This window comes from Pseudomonas sp. McL0111, assembly GCF_052567255.1.
On record NZ_CP199585.1, the window covers coordinates 3,393,242 to 3,408,512 of the forward strand.

Genomic DNA, 15,271 nt, shown 5'->3' on the forward strand with positions numbered 1-15,271 from the left:
CTGCGCTGCAACCTGCTGCACCTATGATCGGTCGCCTGGTGGTGGTCGGTCTGGGGTTGATCGGTGGTTCGTTTGCCAAAGGCTTGCGTGAAAGCGGCGTGTGCCGCGAAGTGGTCGGGGTCGATCTCGATCCGCAATCGCGCAAGCTGGCGGTCGAGTTGGGTGTGGTTGATCGCTGCGAAGATGATCTGCAGGCAGCCTGTCAGGGCGCCGATGTGATTCAACTGGCGGTGCCGATTCTGGCCATGGAAAAAGTGCTCGCCCGTTTGGCCGGCATGGATCTGGGTCAGGCGATTCTGACTGACGTCGGCAGTGCCAAAGGCAATGTGGTGCGGGCGGCGACTCAGGCGTTCGGCGGCATGCCGGCGCGTTTCGTGCCGGGTCACCCGATTGCCGGTTCCGAGCAGAGCGGGGTGGAAGCTTCCAACTCCGAGTTGTTCCGTCGTCACAAAGTGATTCTGACGCCGCTTGAGCAAACCGATCCGGCCGCGCTGGCGGTAGTTGACCGTTTGTGGCGTGAGTTGGGCGCCGACGTCGAGCACATGCAGGTCGAGCGTCACGATGAAGTGCTGGCCGCGACCAGTCATTTGCCACACCTTCTGGCGTTCGGTCTGGTCGATTCGTTGGCCAAGCGCAATGAAAACCTTGAGATCTTCCGGTACGCTGCGGGCGGTTTCCGCGATTTCACAAGAATCGCCGGAAGCGACCCGGTCATGTGGCACGATATCTTCCTCGCCAATCGCGAGGCTGTTCTGCGCACACTCGATACATTTCGCAGCGACCTCGACGCCTTGCGCGACGCGGTCGATGCAGGGGATGGGCACCAATTGTTGGGCGTTTTCACTCGCGCCCGGGTTGCCCGCGAGCATTTCAGTAAAATCCTGGCCCGCAGGGCCTATGTGGACGCTATGAATTCCAACGATCTGATTTTCCTGGCTCAACCTGGTGGCCGCCTGTCCGGTCGGATTCGCGTACCGGGTGACAAATCGATTTCCCACCGCTCGATCATGCTCGGCTCGCTGGCCGATGGCGTGACCGAAGTCGAAGGTTTCCTTGAGGGCGAAGACGCCCTGGCTACCTTGCAGGCGTTCCGTGACATGGGTGTGGTCATTGAAGGCCCGCATCACGGTCGCGTGACCATCCACGGTGTCGGCCTGCACGGTTTGAAACCGGCGCCGGGCCCGATCTATCTGGGCAACTCCGGTACTTCGATGCGTCTGCTGTCCGGCCTGCTGGCCGCGCAGAACTTCGACAGCACTTTGACTGGCGATGCTTCGCTGTCCAAGCGTCCGATGAATCGTGTGGCTAACCCGCTGCGCGAAATGGGCGCAGTGATCGAAACCGCAGCCGAAGGTCGTCCACCGATGACTATCCGTGGCGGTCACAAGCTCAAAGGCCTGACTTACACCATGCCGATGGCCAGTGCTCAGGTGAAGTCCTGCCTGTTGCTCGCTGGTCTGTACGCTGAAGGCAAGACCACCGTTACCGAGCCAGCTCCGACCCGTGACCACACCGAGCGCATGCTGCGCGGCTTCGGTTATCCGGTCAGCGTCAATGGCGCCACGGCTTCGGTCGAGTCCGGCGGCAAGCTGACGGCCACCCATATTGAAGTGCCGGGCGACATCTCGTCGTCGGCATTCTTCCTGGTAGCGGCGTCGATTGCCGAAGGTTCCGAGCTGGTGCTGGAACACGTCGGCATCAACCCGACCCGTACTGGCGTGATCGACATCCTGCGCCTGATGGGCGCTGACATCACGCTGGAAAACCAGCGTGAGGTTGGCGGCGAGCCAGTGGCTGACCTGCGCGTGCGAGCAGCTAAACTCAAAGGTATCGAGATCCCTGAAGAGCTGGTTCCGCTGGCTATCGACGAGTTCCCGGTGCTGTTCGTGGCTGCGGCCTGTGCCGAAGGGCGCACCGTTCTGACCGGCGCCGAAGAGCTGCGGGTCAAGGAATCGGATCGCATTCAGGTGATGGCGGACGGTTTGCTGGCGCTGGGCGTCAAGTGCGAACCGACCCCGGACGGCATCATCATCGACGGCGGCCAGATCGGCGGCGGCGAAGTGCATGGTCATGGCGATCACCGGATCGCGATGGCATTCAGCGTTGCTTCGTTGCGTGCTTCTGCACCGATCCGCATCCATGATTGCGCCAACGTCGCGACGTCGTTCCCGAACTTCCTTGCGCTGTGCGCGCAGGTCGGTATTCGTGTGGCACAAGAGGCTCAGTCGTGAACAACATGGCACCGGTCATCACCATCGATGGGCCAAGCGGTTCGGGCAAAGGCACGGTAGCCGGGATTCTGGCCAAGCGTCTGGGCTGGAATCTGCTGGATTCCGGTGCGCTTTACCGTTTGCTGGCGTTTGCTGCGCACAATCATGGTGTCGATCTGACCAACGAAGAGCTGCTGAAAAAACTCGCCGCTCATCTGGATGTGCAGTTCATTGCAGCGACCGATGGTCAGTTGCAGCGCATCATTCTGGAAGGTGACGAAGTCAGCGATGTCATCCGCACTGAAAGCGTCGGCTCCGGCGCTTCGCAAGTGGCTGCATTGCCGGCGGTACGCGAGGCGCTGCTGATGCGCCAGCGCGATTTCCAGGAGGCGCCGGGCCTTGTCGCCGACGGTCGTGACATGGGCACGGTAGTTTTCCCGGGTGCACCACTGAAAATTTTCCTGACCGCCAGCGCCGAAGAGCGAGCGCGCCGTCGATATTTGCAGTTGAAGGGCAAAGTCGAGGGTGTTAGTCTGTCGAGTCTGCTAGATGAGATACGTGCGCGCGATGAGCGTGACACCCAGCGAGCGGTAGCCCCGCTCAAACCGGCGGCTGACGCCATACAGCTGGATTCCACGGAATTATCCATCGATCAGGTGCTGGAACGCATCATGAGCGAGATCGCCATTCGCGATATCGCCGGGTGACCAAGAGGGCCGCAGGGGACCAGTCATAGTTCTGCGGTGCTTCTTTCATATGAAACTAACCCACACCGTCTGGGGTGTGGAGATGGGCGTATCCTTCGCCCTCATTTACAGGAATTAAAATGAGCGAAAGCTTTGCGGAACTCTTTGAAGAAAGCCTAAAAACCCTGAACCTTCAGGCAGGCTCCATCATCACCGGTGTTATCGTTGATATCGATTACCAGGCTCGCTGGGTAACCGTTCACGCTGGCCTGAAGTCTGAAGCACTCATCCCGCTTGAGCAGTTCTACAACGACGCTGGCGATCTGACTATCAATGTCGGTGACGAAGTTCACGTTGCTCTGGACTCGGTTGAAGACGGTTTCGGTGAAACCAAGCTGTCCCGTGAAAAAGCCAAGCGCGCTGAGTGCTGGATCGTTCTGGAAGCAGCATTCGCAGCTGAGGAAGTGGTCAAGGGCGTTATCAACGGTAAGGTTAAAGGCGGCTTCACTGTCGACGTTAACGGCATCCGTGCGTTCCTGCCAGGTTCCCTGGTTGACGTCCGTCCAGTGCGCGACACCACGCACCTGGAAGGCAAAGAGCTGGAATTCAAGGTCATCAAGCTGGACCAGAAGCGCAACAACGTTGTCGTTTCCCGTCGCAGCGTCCTGGAAGCCGAGAACTCCGCCGAGCGTGAAGCTCTGCTGGAATCCCTGCAGGAAGGCCAGCAAGTCAAAGGTATCGTCAAAAACCTCACCGATTACGGCGCATTCGTCGATCTGGGTGGCGTGGACGGCCTGCTGCACATCACCGACATGGCCTGGAAGCGCATCAAGCATCCTTCCGAGATCGTCAACGTTGGTGACGAAATCGACGTCAAGGTTCTGAAATACGATCGCGAACGCAACCGTGTTTCCCTGGGCCTGAAGCAACTGGGCGAAGATCCATGGGTTGCTATCAAAGCCCGTTACCCAGAAAGCACTCGCGTTACCGCTCGTGTAACCAACCTGACCGACTACGGCTGCTTCGCTGAGCTGGAAGAAGGCGTTGAAGGTCTGGTACACGTTTCGGAAATGGACTGGACCAACAAGAACATCCATCCTTCGAAAGTCGTACAAGTCGGCGACGAAGTGGAAGTTATGGTTCTGGACATCGACGAAGAGCGTCGTCGTATCTCCCTGGGCATCAAGCAGTGCAAATCTAACCCATGGGAAGATTTCTCTGGCCAGTTCAACAAGGGCGATAAAATCTCCGGCACCATCAAGTCGATCACCGATTTCGGTATCTTCATTGGTCTGGACGGCGGCATCGACGGTCTGGTTCACCTGTCCGACATCTCCTGGAACGAAGTGGGCGAAGAAGCCGTACGCCGTTTCAAGAAGGGCGACGAGCTGGACACCGTTATCCTGTCGGTTGACCCAGAGCGCGAGCGCATCTCCCTGGGTATCAAGCAGTTGGAAAGCGATCCGTTCTCCGAGTACGTTCAAGAGAACGACAAAGGCGCAATCGTTAAGGGCATCGTGAAAGAAGTTGACGCTAAAGGCGCCATCATCACTCTGGCCGACGATATCGAAGCGACTCTGAAAGCCTCCGAAATCAGCCGTGACCGCGTTGAAGACGCGCGCAACGTTCTGAAAGAAGGCCAGGAAGTAGAAGCCAAGATCATCAGCGTTGATCGCAAGAGCCGCGTAATCCAACTCTCCATCAAGTCGAAAGATGACGCTGAAGAGAAAGAAGCCATCCAGAGCCTGAAATCGGCTCCAGAAGGCGAAGCGGCAGCTGACACCACCATGGCGGCATTGCTGCGCCAGGCAATGGCCAAACAGAACTAAGTTCTGCTTGATCATTAAAAAGGGCGACTTCGGTCGCCCTTTTTTGTGCCTGCGATTTGAGCGGGTCTGTTCGTGAAACCAACTGTGCTAAAGGGCTGTCTGTTTCTTTAATCAGAATAATCGTCTATTCGCGACTAGGCTTAGTCTGAAGATCGCAGTAGTCGGGCAGCGTGCCTGGCATAAGGAAGTGAATGAACAAGTTTATTGTCTTGATGGTTATGTTGATGCTGGCCGGGTGCGCTGCCAGTGCCAAGACTCACGTGGTGCGTGGCGTGAGTGGCATCGAGGTTGATTGTTCTGGTCTGGGCTCCAACTGGGAGAAGTGCCAGAAGCGCGCTGCGAAAGAGTGCAAGGGGGCGGGTTACAAAGTCATCACACGCTCCGATGATGCCAAAGACGAAGATGAATATCCCTTCGGCTTCAATCCTGCCGGCTATGTCACTCGCACCATGCTGGTGATCTGTCGTTGAGCCTGCTGCGCTCGGGCTTGAGTGATTTGGTGCCCTGAAAACGGGCGTCGCGACGCGGAGGAAGATATGTCAAGTCCTGGGCTGTTCAAAATCTTCAGGGCATGCTAAAACCTTTCAAGCGCTGATCTAGCTGCTTGAAAAAGAAGGGAAAAATATGACGAAGTCGGAGTTGATCGAACGAATTGTCACCCATCAAGGGCTGCTCTCATCCAAGGATGTGGAGCTGGCCATCAAGACCATGCTTGAACAAATGTCCCAATGCCTTGCCACTGGTGATCGGATCGAGATCCGTGGTTTCGGCAGCTTCTCCCTGCATTACCGTGCGCCGCGCGTCGGTCGCAATCCAAAGACCGGTCAGTCGGTCAGTCTCGACGGTAAATTTGTGCCGCACTTCAAGCCGGGCAAAGAGTTGCGTGATCGCGTCAACGAGGAAGAGGAGGAGGGGGTTTGACAGTCGCTACCATTCAAGGAGCTATTAATGCGTAACCTCAAGCGCATCCTTCTTGGCGTATTCATACTTTTGCTGGTACTGGTGATCCTGGCGTTCGTGCTCGAGAATCAGCAGTCCGTTTCGCTAATGTTTCTTGGCTGGGCAGGTCCGCAACTTCCAGTGTCATTGGTAATGGTTATTGCATTGCTTGTTGGCATGCTGATCGGGCCGATACTGGGGTGGTTTCTGGGGCGTTCGTCGAGAGCTGCGCGCAAGCGCCTTGTCTGAAAGCGACAGGCGCGAGACGTCCGCCGGATTTGCGTTACAACCTGTCTATATCCATTAGTAAAACGTCGATTAAGCTGTAAAATGCAGCCCTTGTTCGATAGTGGGATTGTTGCCACGTCGATTCAGACTGGCTCTGACAGAGGCCCTGAAACGGCGGCCTCTGTATTCATGGATTGACGGTGCTCGGCTGACCGGCCTGTCAGCAGCTCAAGGGTATGGTTTCGCGTGAAAATTCTCGTTACTGGCGGTGCCGGATTCATCGGCTCAGCGGTTATTCGTCACATCATCTCCAATACCACCGACTCTGTCGTCAACGTCGATAAGCTGACTTATGCCGGCAATCTGGAGTCCTTGGCTGAGGTCAGTCAGAACCCGCGTTATGCGTTCGAGCGCGTTGATATCTGTGATCGTGATCAGATCGACCGTGTTCTGCGTGAACACCAACCCGATGCGATCATGCATCTGGCCGCAGAATCTCACGTCGATCGTTCGATCACCGGCCCGTCCGAGTTCATTCAGACCAACATCATCGGCACCTACACGCTGCTTGAAGCCACCCGCCATTATTGGGCTGCGCTGGATGACGCACGTAAAGCTAGCTTCCGTTTTCACCACATTTCGACTGACGAAGTTTATGGTGATCTGGAAGGCCCGGAAGATCTGTTTACCGAAACCACTCCGTATCAGCCAAGCTCGCCTTATTCGGCGAGCAAAGCCAGTTCTGACCACCTTGTTCGTGCCTGGGCTCGCACCTACGGCCTGCCGACGCTGGTTACCAACTGCTCGAACAACTATGGCCCGTGCCACTTCCCTGAGAAGTTGATCCCGCTGATCATTCTCAATGCACTGGAAGGCAAGCCGCTGCCGGTATATGGCAAAGGTAATCAGGTTCGCGACTGGCTGTATGTCGAAGATCACGCCCGTGCGCTGTACAAAGTCGTGACCGAGGGTGTTATCGGCGAGACCTACAACATCGGTGGTCACAACGAGAAACAAAATATCGAAGTGGTGAATACCCTTTGTGCGTTGCTGGATGAACTGCGTCCTGACTCCGCCCATCGTCCGCACGCGAGCCTGATTACATATGTTCAGGACCGTCCTGGCCACGACGTGCGTTATGCGATCGATGCGAGCAAGATCCAGCGCGAACTGGGCTGGACTCCTGAAGAAACTTTTGAGACTGGTATTCGTAAAACCGTTGAATGGTATCTGACCAATACTGAATGGGTAGAGCACGTGAAGAGCGGTAGCTACCAGCAGTGGATTGATCAGAACTATGCGGATCGTTCGAGCAAGGCATGAGAATCCTACTTCTAGGAAAAAACGGCCAAGTGGGCTGGGAGTTGCAACGCTCCCTTGCGCCACTGGGTGAGTTGATTGCCCTTGATCGCAACACAGGGGCTGACTTGTCCGATCTTGACGCCTTGCGCGCGACGATTCGGCAGATCAAGCCTGACGTTATCGTCAACGCTGCGGCCTACACTGCTGTTGATAAGGCTGAGTCAGAAACCGAACTGGCCGATCGTGTTAATGGTCTGGCAAGTCAGGTCATGGCTGAAGAAGCCGTGTCATGTGGTGCTTGGCTGATTCACTACTCGACCGATTATGTGTTCAGTGGGCAAGGTTCAAGAGCATGGCAAGAGGCAGATCCAGTCGCCCCGGTAAATCACTACGGCGCCAGTAAACTGGAAGGTGAGCAGGCGATTGTCGCGTCAGGTTGCAAGTATCTGATCTTCCGCACCAGTTGGGTTTATGGCGCTCGCGGCAATAATTTTGCCAAGACCATGCTGCGTCTGGCCAAAGATCGAGAAGCTCTTAGTGTTATCGCCGACCAGATCGGAGCGCCGACGGGAGCAGACCTGATTGCCGACGTGACCGCATTGGCTATTCAACAAGTCATGCAGCGGCCCGAACTCGCGGGCCTGTATCACTTGGCCGCTAGCGGAGAGGTTTCCTGGCACGGCTACGCGAGTCATGTGATCGATTTTGCCCAGGCTAATGGCGAGGAGCTTGCCGTCAAGGCAGTCAATCCAATTGAAACCAGCGCATATCCAACACCTGCACGTCGTCCTCTGAATTCACGTTTGAATACTCAGAAACTACGCGACAATTTTTCTCTACACTTGCCGGATTGGCAAAGTGGTGTAACCCGAATGCTTAGGGAAGTTCTGAACAAATGACCACGACAAATCGTAAAGGCATCATCCTCGCTGGTGGTTCGGGTACGCGTTTGCACCCACTGACCCTCGGCGTCTCCAAGCAGATGTTGCCGATCTACGACAAGCCGATGATCTTCTATCCTCTATCCGTGCTGATGCTGGCAGGGATGCGTGAAATTCTGATTATTTCCACGCCTGAAGATTTGCCATGCTTCCAAAAATTGCTGGGTGATGGCAGTCGCTATGGCATCAATCTGACTTACGCGGAGCAACCAAGCCCAGATGGTTTGGCGCAAGCTTTCATTATCGGTGAGGAGTTCATCGGCAGCGACCCTTGCTGTCTGATCCTAGGGGACAATATCTTCTATGGTCAGCACTTCTCGGACAATCTGCGTGCGGCCAATCTGCAAGAGCAGGGCGCTACCATCTTCGGCTACCACGTATCTGATCCCGAACGCTTCGGTGTGGTCGAGTTTGACGCCGCCGGACGTGCATTGAGTATTGAGGAGAAGCCTCTGGCGCCTAAGTCCAACCACGCTGTGACAGGGCTGTATTTTTACGACAATCAGGTCGTCGATATCGCGAAGAATATCAAGCCGTCCGCTCGCGGAGAGCTGGAAATTACCGACGTCAATCTGGCCTACCTCGAGCAAAAATCCCTAAAGGTCGAAATGCTCGGGCGCGGCTTCGCATGGCTTGATACCGGTACGCATGATTCGCTGCTGGAGGCCAGTCACTTCGTGCATACCATCGAAAAGCGCCAAGGTTTGAAAGTCGCTTGCCTCGAGGAGATTGCTTACAGTAAAGGCTGGATTGGCGCGGCTGAGTTGCGTGCGCAGGCCGAGCGTCTGAAAAAAACGGGCTATGGGCAGTACTTGTATAAGCTCCTTGACTATCCGGTACGCCGAGGCTGACGATTGTTAGTGGGTTCGCCGTGGCTTCTAGGATGTTCTGGATGGACCCTGCGAAGTGAATGGTAAGTGGCATTTTGATGTTGCGTGCAGAGGTGTAATCGGGCTTTTCAGGCGTTTTTTGTACCTTCCGCCGAAGGGAGTTATTAATGTCCAAGCACAAGATGTAGAATAGTCTGCAAAATCACATGATCATACGGCTCGCGCCCCTCGGGTGCTTTTGAAGGTGCATCTCAAAGAAGCGGAGCGCCCCAAGAGCGTTGGTGACCTGAAATGATCTGGTTTAAGCCGATGGATTTGCATTAAGGCCAAGCTGCTGACCTTGCTTGAGCTTGGTGCGACTATTTTTGCATCAATTACGACGCATTATTGACCGGAAATATAACTGAACCCGCTTCTGGAAGTATCTACCAGAGAGGGGATTAAGGATTGAGAGCATGGAACTGATTCCCGTAATTTTGTCTGGCGGAGTGGGCAGCCGGTTGTGGCCGGTTTCTCGGGAAGCCCATCCAAAGCCGTTCATGGATTTGCCAGATGGTCAGAATCTAATCCAGAAGACCTTCCTGCGTGCTTCCCGCCTGGATGGCGTTGTAGAAGTTCTTACGGTGACTAACCGTGAACTTCTGTTCAAGACCGAAGATGAGTACGGTGCAGTCAATTCCGCCAAGCATGCTCAGGGTTTCATCCTAGAGCCTTTTGGTCGCAATACAGCTGCAGCTGTTGCTGCAGCTGCACTTCAGCTTGAATCCACACATGGTTCCGATGCTCATATGTTGGTGTTGGCTGCAGATCATCTGATCAAGGATGAAGCTGCGTTTGCCAAGGCGGTTGCTAGCGCCTTGGCTTTGGCTTCCGAAGGCTGGTTGGTCACATTCGGTATTCAGCCAACCTATCCTGAAACTGGGTTCGGTTACATCGAAGCTCAGAAAGATACGCCGCTCAACGGCGGACTGAAAGTTGCCCGGTTTGTAGAAAAACCTAATCTTGAGACCGCCCAAGATTATATCAGTGCCGGCAATTACTACTGGAATTCGGGCATGTTCTGCTTCCGGGTAGGCACTGTTCTCGAAGAACTCCGGCGTCATGCTCCAGACGTTGTGGATGCGGTAAGCAAAACAATCGAAAAATCCCGCCAAACCTTATCTGAAAAATACCGTTGCCTTGCGCTGGACGCTGACGCATTCGCGGGAGTTCCCGATATTTCTATCGACTACGCGCTGATGGAGCGTTCCGATAAGGTAGCGACCATTCCGTGTGATATCGGCTGGAGTGATATCGGATCATGGAACGCAGTTAGCGAACTAACAGAGCCTGACGAAAATGGCAATCGCTTCGAAGGCGAAGTTTTATCTCATGCGTCTCGTAACAACTATGTAAACAGCGAGGATCGACTGACCGCGCTGGTGGGTGTTGAAGATCTTTTGGTAATCGATACACCCGATGCGGTAATGATTGCCCACAAAGATCATGCTCAAGACGTAAAGCATATTGTCAATCAGTTGAAAGCATGCAGTCACACAGTTCACCTGCTTCACCGCACGGTGCATCGTCCATGGGGTACCTATACCACGTTGGAAAATGGTGAACGTTTCAAGATTAAACGTATTGTAGTGAAGCCGAAGGCGTCACTATCGTTGCAGATGCATCACCATAGAAGCGAGCACTGGATCGTCGTCAGCGGAATGGCAGTAGTTGTTAATGATCAGCAAGAGTTGATGCTGAATACCAACGAATCGACGTTTATTCGTGCTGGTCACCAACATCGCTTAATGAATCCTGGGGTGATAGACCTCGTGCTTATCGAGGTGCAAAGCGGCGACTACCTTGGAGAGGATGATATTGTCCGCTTTGAGGATAAATACGGACGCGTCGACAAGTAACCTCCCATTCGATGGACTTAAGCCTGTTCGGTAAATTTTTCCGAACAGGTTTCTATCTTGGCTCGGCGCGACGCTCTTATCTTGCGAGTCAACAACTGTGTCAGTTGCCTCGCTCCTACATACTCCAGCAAGGGAGTGGTATGCATACCCCTATCAAAACCCAGTGCTTCAAAGCCTATGATATTCGTGGTCAAGTCCCGTTCGACCTTAATGAACACGTCGCTTATCGAATTGGTCGCTCGTTGGTCGTCGAGTTGCAGGGTAAGCGGATCGTGCTCGGGCGTGATATGCGGCTCGAGAGTCCTATGCTTGCAGAGGCAATGAGTCGCGGCATTCGCGAAGCAGGTGCCGATGTCGTCGATATTGGCTTGTGCGGAACTGAAGAAGTCTACTTCGCCACGAGCGCATTCAAGGCGGACGGCGGTGTCATGATCACTGCAAGCCATAATCCCAAGGGCTACAATGGGATGAAATTAGTGAAGTCCGAATCACGACCGATCAGTGGTGATTCGGGGCTCAATGCCATTCGCGATAGGGTGGAGAGCGGTAATCTCGGGCCGTTGGCAGGCACTCCGGGTGTAGTTCAATTTGAACTGGATAAAACTCGTTATATTGAGCATCTGCTTGGCTACGTAAGCGTAGGTGATCTCAAACCACTGAAAATACTTGCCGATCCTGGCAATGGTGCTGCGGGTCCCGTCCTGCAAGAGTTGATCAATAAATTGCCCTTTGAGTGGGTAGTTATAAACGCGGATCCCGATGGTAACTTTCCCAATGGCGTACCGAATCCGTTGTTGCAAGAAAATCGTCATCTGACGCAGAACGCGTTGCTGGCTAATGGTTGTGATATTGGTTTGGCGTGGGATGGTGACTTTGATCGCTGCTTCTTTTTCGATGAAACGGGGCGCTTCATTGAAGGCTATTATCTAGTGGGGTTATTGGCGGAAATGTTGCTCAAACGCCACCCGGGCGGCAAAATTATCCATGATCCTCGTCTGACTTGGAACACGATCGATCAGGTGCAGCTGGCAGGAGGAGTGCCGGTTCTATGTAAAACCGGCCACGCGTTCATTAAAGAGCGGATGCGGCTGGAAGATGCTATATATGGTGGTGAGATGAGTGCACACCATTATTTTCGCGATTTTGCTTATTGCGACAGCGGAATGATTCCGTGGCTTTTGATAACTGCGCTTATGTCAAGTACTGGAAAAACTCTTGCACAGTTGGTTGATGAGCGTATCGACACTTACCCTTGCAGTGGGGAAATTAATTTTCGAGTAGAAAGCGTACCGGCGATTTTGGAAAAAGTGTTGAATAAGTATCTGCCGTTGAATCCAAATTTCGATCAGACGGATGGTATAAGTATATCGTTTGAAAATTGGCGCTTTAATTTAAGAGCGTCTAATACCGAACCTTTGCTTCGGCTGAACGTAGAAGCCAAGAGAGATCGGGGGCTTATGGAAGAACAGTTGAGGGAAATTTCACAGTTAATTGAAGGCGCAGGGTGAGTTCGGAAAATATGGTTCTCTCGGTTTGATATTTTCGGCACTCTTTGGAATTGTCTGGTGAAGGGGTTATATGGCTTCAGTTGAATTTGTTAGTTGGGGCAAATATTTGTATTTTAAATTCGAATTGCCGTCTGGCTTTTGCAAGCTGAGAGATGAATTATGAGTATGCTAGATTTTTTTTTTAGAGAGCTGAGCGTTTTTCGTGGGGGATGGCACGCTTGGTTTCTGTTGTCGCTTCAAGATGTGAAGGGGCGGTATCGTCGATCTGTAATCGGTCCGTTCTGGATTACATTGACGTCCATTTTTTTTGTGATGGGTTTAGGCTTGGTTTACTCGCGACTGCTAAATCTTGATCTCAAGGAGTATCTGCCTTTTCTTGCGTGCGGGATAATAGTCTGGACGTTTATTCTTGGTTTTATAAATGAAGGTGCAAACTCTATTATAGGGGCAGGACATATAATCAAGCAGATTAGTATGCCTTTTCTTGTCCATGTAATGCGTGTGGTATTCAGGAATGTGATAATTTTTCTGCATAGCTGGGTGATTCTGGTTCCCCTGTTGATGTGGTATGGCTATCTCAGTCCTTATGGTTTGTTTTGCTCTGTGGTTGGCATCTGCCTTATTGTATTTTCCTTGACCCCTCTGGTTACTCTTCTGGCGGTTATCTGCGCGAGGTACAGAGATGTGCTGCCCATGATATCCAGTGGAATGCAGTTGCTGTTTTTTGTGACGCCTGTAATGTGGCATCCCAATCAACTGGCCGGTTTAAGTCTAGTTATAAAGTATAATATTTTTGTATACTTTATCGATCTTGTGCGCGAGCCGATGTTGAATGGTTACTTTCCGTTAAAGTCTGCGATTGTGGTTTTTGTTTTTGGAGCGGTTTTATGGGCAGTGTCCTTCCTTGCCTTATTCCTGAATCGTAAAAAAATCTCTTATTGGCTTTAATATTATGTCTTATATACTGGCTAAATCGGTAACTGTTGATTATCCAATTTTGGATTTGTCAAGGCGTTCATTCAAGAAAGACGCGCTATCCTGGGTGACAGGCGGACGGGTGGGAGAAGACGCCAAAAAGCATCTGAGTATCAGAGCACTTGATAATGTAGATCTTGAAATAAGGTCTGGAGAAAAAATTGGCTTACTTGGCCATAATGGATCAGGCAAAAGCACATTGCTAAAGGTGATGGCGGATGTTTATTGGCCAACTACCGGTTCGATGAAGACCTCGGGCAGAATTACATCCCTTCTGGATTTGACTCTTGGGATGGAGCTTGAGGCTACAGGTTATGAAAACATATTTCTCCGTGGTGCGATTCTTGGGATAAAGCCTAAGGAAATTAAGCAGATAGTTGGCGATATTGGCGAGTTTTCAGGGTTGGGTGATTATCTCAGGTTGCCGATCAGAACCTATTCATCCGGGATGTTGGTACGTTTGGGTTTTTCAATTTCAACAGCTTTTCCCGCAGATATAATCTTGATGGATGAGTGGTTAGGTGTTGGGGATGCGCAATTCCAAGCAGAAGCTAACCTCAGATTACAGCAAATGACGGAGAACGCGGCAATACTGGTCCTTGCTTCTCACTCCCCTGAGCTTATCAATCAAACTTGCGGGCGTTGTATAAAGCTGGAGCACGGTAAGGTGCTGGAAGACTATTTGGTAGGGGGTAACTCATGAAAATTGCAATTGTTTCTTCTTATAAGCTGGAGTGCGGGATCGCCAGATTCTCAGAGATTCTGCACAAGGGGTTGTCGGCAAGTGATGAGGTGACAGTTTTTGAGCTGCCCCCTCAAGAGCTTAAAAAGAGTTTCGGTGCAACTGCCGAGGGTTCGAACAAATTCATCAAGGACCTTTGTGAGAAGCTGAAAGAGTTCGACGCAGTGTCGGTGCAATGTGAATATAGCCTTTTTGCTGATTCGGTATCTGTGTCAGTAGAAAGAATTCAGCGGATTTTGGCGGCTAACAAAAATTCGACTATTACGCTTCATACGATCGTAAATAGGTCTTCTTCGGCCGAGATTGAGTTTCCTTCTATTGCCAGTTTACTTGGGCATCCCAAGTCTACAATTCTCAATTTTTTTAGAGACTTGCGTTTAACTGGTATGGCGAAGGGTGAATTGCGCCTGTTTCAGTTTATTAAGAAGAATAAGATTAAGATAATAGTACACACTGAAACGACCAAAAGAATATTGCAGCAGCGCTTCGGCTTGATAAACGTTGATTGTCATCCTCTTTGCTATACGAACGAAAAGGACAAAGCTGGTTTTAGTCATGAAGCTTGTCGCGGTGATTTACTCAAAAGGCTTGGATTGAAACCTGAGGATAAACTTGTTGGCGTTTTTGGTTTTTTTGGAGCATATAAAGGTTTTGATTACGCAATAAAATGTATATCCAGGCTAGATAGTCGCTTCAAGCTGTTGGTGTTTTCGGGGTTGCACCCAAACGCTATTCGTGCTTCTGATACCTCGCAAATTGATGGTCTCATCGAACTTGCTAGAAAGAACAAGGTATTGGATCGTGTGTTTTTTATGGGCAGTGTTGATGATGAGTCAATGTATAAGGCGATTGCAGGCGTAGATTATTCTTGGTTGCCTTATCGAGAAGTTGGGCAAGAAGCTTCAGCTATTTGTAGTGAGGTAGCAGAGCTCTCGAAAAGAATGATCGTGTCTAGAAATTTCGCGTTTGTTGATTATATGAAGTTTAATTTAAGAGATGATTATGAGTTTTTCGAGATCGGTAATATCGAAGAGCTTAAGCTGAAAACAGTTTTTTACGATGAATTTCATCCTGAGACCTCCTTGCCGCCAACTGTGCTCGATCATGCTGGGTTGCAAACCAGATTCTATTTGGATGTATTAAGCAAAAGCGGGGTTTGAATTCGCTGCCTGCTCTGTGCTGA

At 51.9% G+C, this 15,271-nt stretch carries 14 protein-coding genes; all 14 read left to right on the forward strand.

Annotated elements, in window-relative coordinates; all coding sequences use genetic code 11:
- Positions 1 to 23: 23 nt before the first annotated feature.
- The 14 genes from ACTWLJ_RS15510 (at position 24) to ACTWLJ_RS15575 (ending at position 15,248) form a co-directional block, all read left to right on the forward strand.
- Complete coding sequence (locus ACTWLJ_RS15510) at positions 24 to 2,231, forward strand: bifunctional prephenate dehydrogenase/3-phosphoshikimate 1-carboxyvinyltransferase (protein WP_445181361.1); 2,208 nt, start codon at positions 24 to 26, stop codon at positions 2,229 to 2,231.
- A gap of 5 nt (positions 2,232 to 2,236) precedes the next feature.
- A complete protein-coding gene (gene cmk, locus ACTWLJ_RS15515) occupies positions 2,237 to 2,917 on the forward strand; it encodes a (d)CMP kinase (RefSeq protein ID WP_401215959.1) in 681 nt (226 codons plus the stop codon).
- A gap of 119 nt (positions 2,918 to 3,036) precedes the next feature.
- The gene (gene rpsA, locus ACTWLJ_RS15520) at positions 3,037 to 4,725 is read left to right on the forward strand and encodes a 30S ribosomal protein S1 (RefSeq protein ID WP_150630124.1); all 1,689 of its coding nucleotides are present in this window, start codon (positions 3,037 to 3,039) and stop codon (positions 4,723 to 4,725) included.
- Between the two features lie 191 nt (positions 4,726 to 4,916).
- Positions 4,917 to 5,195, forward strand: a complete 279-nt coding sequence (locus ACTWLJ_RS15525; protein ID WP_445177460.1) for a hypothetical protein — start codon at positions 4,917 to 4,919, stop codon at positions 5,193 to 5,195.
- Positions 5,196 to 5,349: 154 nt separating this feature from the next.
- Complete coding sequence (gene ihfB, locus ACTWLJ_RS15530) at positions 5,350 to 5,646, forward strand: integration host factor subunit beta (RefSeq protein ID WP_003189779.1); 297 nt, start codon at positions 5,350 to 5,352, stop codon at positions 5,644 to 5,646.
- Positions 5,647 to 5,673: 27 nt separating this feature from the next.
- Positions 5,674 to 5,913 carry a LapA family protein gene (locus tag ACTWLJ_RS15535; protein WP_401216784.1) on the forward strand — a complete coding sequence of 80 codons (240 nt, stop codon included), beginning with the start codon at positions 5,674 to 5,676 and terminating at the stop codon, positions 5,911 to 5,913.
- A gap of 225 nt (positions 5,914 to 6,138) precedes the next feature.
- Complete coding sequence (rfbB, locus tag ACTWLJ_RS15540) at positions 6,139 to 7,215, forward strand: dTDP-glucose 4,6-dehydratase (RefSeq protein WP_445177461.1); 1,077 nt, start codon at positions 6,139 to 6,141, stop codon at positions 7,213 to 7,215.
- Positions 7,212 to 8,093: a dTDP-4-dehydrorhamnose reductase gene (gene rfbD, locus ACTWLJ_RS15545; protein WP_401216781.1), complete on the forward strand. Its 882-nt coding sequence runs from the start codon at positions 7,212 to 7,214 to the stop codon at positions 8,091 to 8,093. Before rfbB ends, rfbD begins: the two co-directional genes overlap by 4 nt.
- Positions 8,090 to 8,986 carry a glucose-1-phosphate thymidylyltransferase RfbA gene (gene rfbA / locus ACTWLJ_RS15550; protein ID WP_445177462.1) on the forward strand — a complete coding sequence of 299 codons (897 nt, stop codon included), beginning with the start codon at positions 8,090 to 8,092 and terminating at the stop codon, positions 8,984 to 8,986. Before rfbD ends, rfbA begins: the two co-directional genes overlap by 4 nt.
- Positions 8,987 to 9,420: 434 nt before the next feature.
- On the forward strand, positions 9,421 to 10,863 hold the full coding sequence (locus ACTWLJ_RS15555) for a mannose-1-phosphate guanylyltransferase/mannose-6-phosphate isomerase (RefSeq protein WP_445177463.1): 1,443 nt from the start codon (positions 9,421 to 9,423) through the stop codon (positions 10,861 to 10,863).
- A 140-nt stretch (positions 10,864 to 11,003) separates the two neighbouring features.
- The gene (locus ACTWLJ_RS15560) at positions 11,004 to 12,371 is read left to right on the forward strand and encodes a phosphomannomutase (protein ID WP_445177464.1); all 1,368 of its coding nucleotides are present in this window, start codon (positions 11,004 to 11,006) and stop codon (positions 12,369 to 12,371) included.
- Positions 12,372 to 12,530: 159 nt separating this feature from the next.
- Positions 12,531 to 13,319, forward strand: coding sequence for an ABC transporter permease (locus ACTWLJ_RS15565; RefSeq protein ID WP_445177465.1), 789 nt, complete (start codon positions 12,531 to 12,533; stop codon positions 13,317 to 13,319).
- 4 nt (positions 13,320 to 13,323) lie between these two features.
- Positions 13,324 to 14,049, forward strand: a complete 726-nt coding sequence (locus ACTWLJ_RS15570) for an ABC transporter ATP-binding protein (protein WP_445177466.1) — start codon at positions 13,324 to 13,326, stop codon at positions 14,047 to 14,049.
- Positions 14,046 to 15,248: a hypothetical protein gene (locus ACTWLJ_RS15575; RefSeq protein ID WP_445177467.1), complete on the forward strand. Its 1,203-nt coding sequence runs from the start codon at positions 14,046 to 14,048 to the stop codon at positions 15,246 to 15,248. Before ACTWLJ_RS15570 ends, ACTWLJ_RS15575 begins: the two co-directional genes overlap by 4 nt.
- Positions 15,249 to 15,271 lie beyond the last annotated feature (23 nt).

Excerpts from the sequence above, each read along its gene's own strand:
- ACTWLJ_RS15510 (WP_445181361.1), top strand. The coding sequence starts at position 24 with ATGATCGGTCGCCTGGTGGTGGTCGGTCTGGGGTTGATCGGTGGTTCG.
- cmk (WP_401215959.1), top strand. The coding sequence starts at position 2,237 with ATGGCACCGGTCATCACCATCGATGGGCCAAGCGGTTCGGGCAAAGGC.
- rpsA (WP_150630124.1), top strand. The coding sequence starts at position 3,037 with ATGAGCGAAAGCTTTGCGGAACTCTTTGAAGAAAGCCTAAAAACCCTG.
- ACTWLJ_RS15525 (WP_445177460.1), top strand. The coding sequence starts at position 4,917 with ATGAACAAGTTTATTGTCTTGATGGTTATGTTGATGCTGGCCGGGTGC.
- ihfB (WP_003189779.1), top strand. The coding sequence starts at position 5,350 with ATGACGAAGTCGGAGTTGATCGAACGAATTGTCACCCATCAAGGGCTG.
- ACTWLJ_RS15535 (WP_401216784.1), top strand. The coding sequence starts at position 5,674 with ATGCGTAACCTCAAGCGCATCCTTCTTGGCGTATTCATACTTTTGCTG.
- rfbD (WP_401216781.1), top strand. The coding sequence starts at position 7,212 with ATGAGAATCCTACTTCTAGGAAAAAACGGCCAAGTGGGCTGGGAGTTG.
- rfbA (WP_445177462.1), top strand. The coding sequence starts at position 8,090 with ATGACCACGACAAATCGTAAAGGCATCATCCTCGCTGGTGGTTCGGGT.
- ACTWLJ_RS15555 (WP_445177463.1), top strand. The coding sequence starts at position 9,421 with ATGGAACTGATTCCCGTAATTTTGTCTGGCGGAGTGGGCAGCCGGTTG.
- ACTWLJ_RS15560 (WP_445177464.1), top strand. The coding sequence starts at position 11,004 with ATGCATACCCCTATCAAAACCCAGTGCTTCAAAGCCTATGATATTCGT.
- ACTWLJ_RS15565 (WP_445177465.1), top strand. The coding sequence starts at position 12,531 with ATGAGTATGCTAGATTTTTTTTTTAGAGAGCTGAGCGTTTTTCGTGGG.
- ACTWLJ_RS15570 (WP_445177466.1), top strand. The coding sequence starts at position 13,324 with ATGTCTTATATACTGGCTAAATCGGTAACTGTTGATTATCCAATTTTG.
- ACTWLJ_RS15575 (WP_445177467.1), top strand. The coding sequence starts at position 14,046 with ATGAAAATTGCAATTGTTTCTTCTTATAAGCTGGAGTGCGGGATCGCC.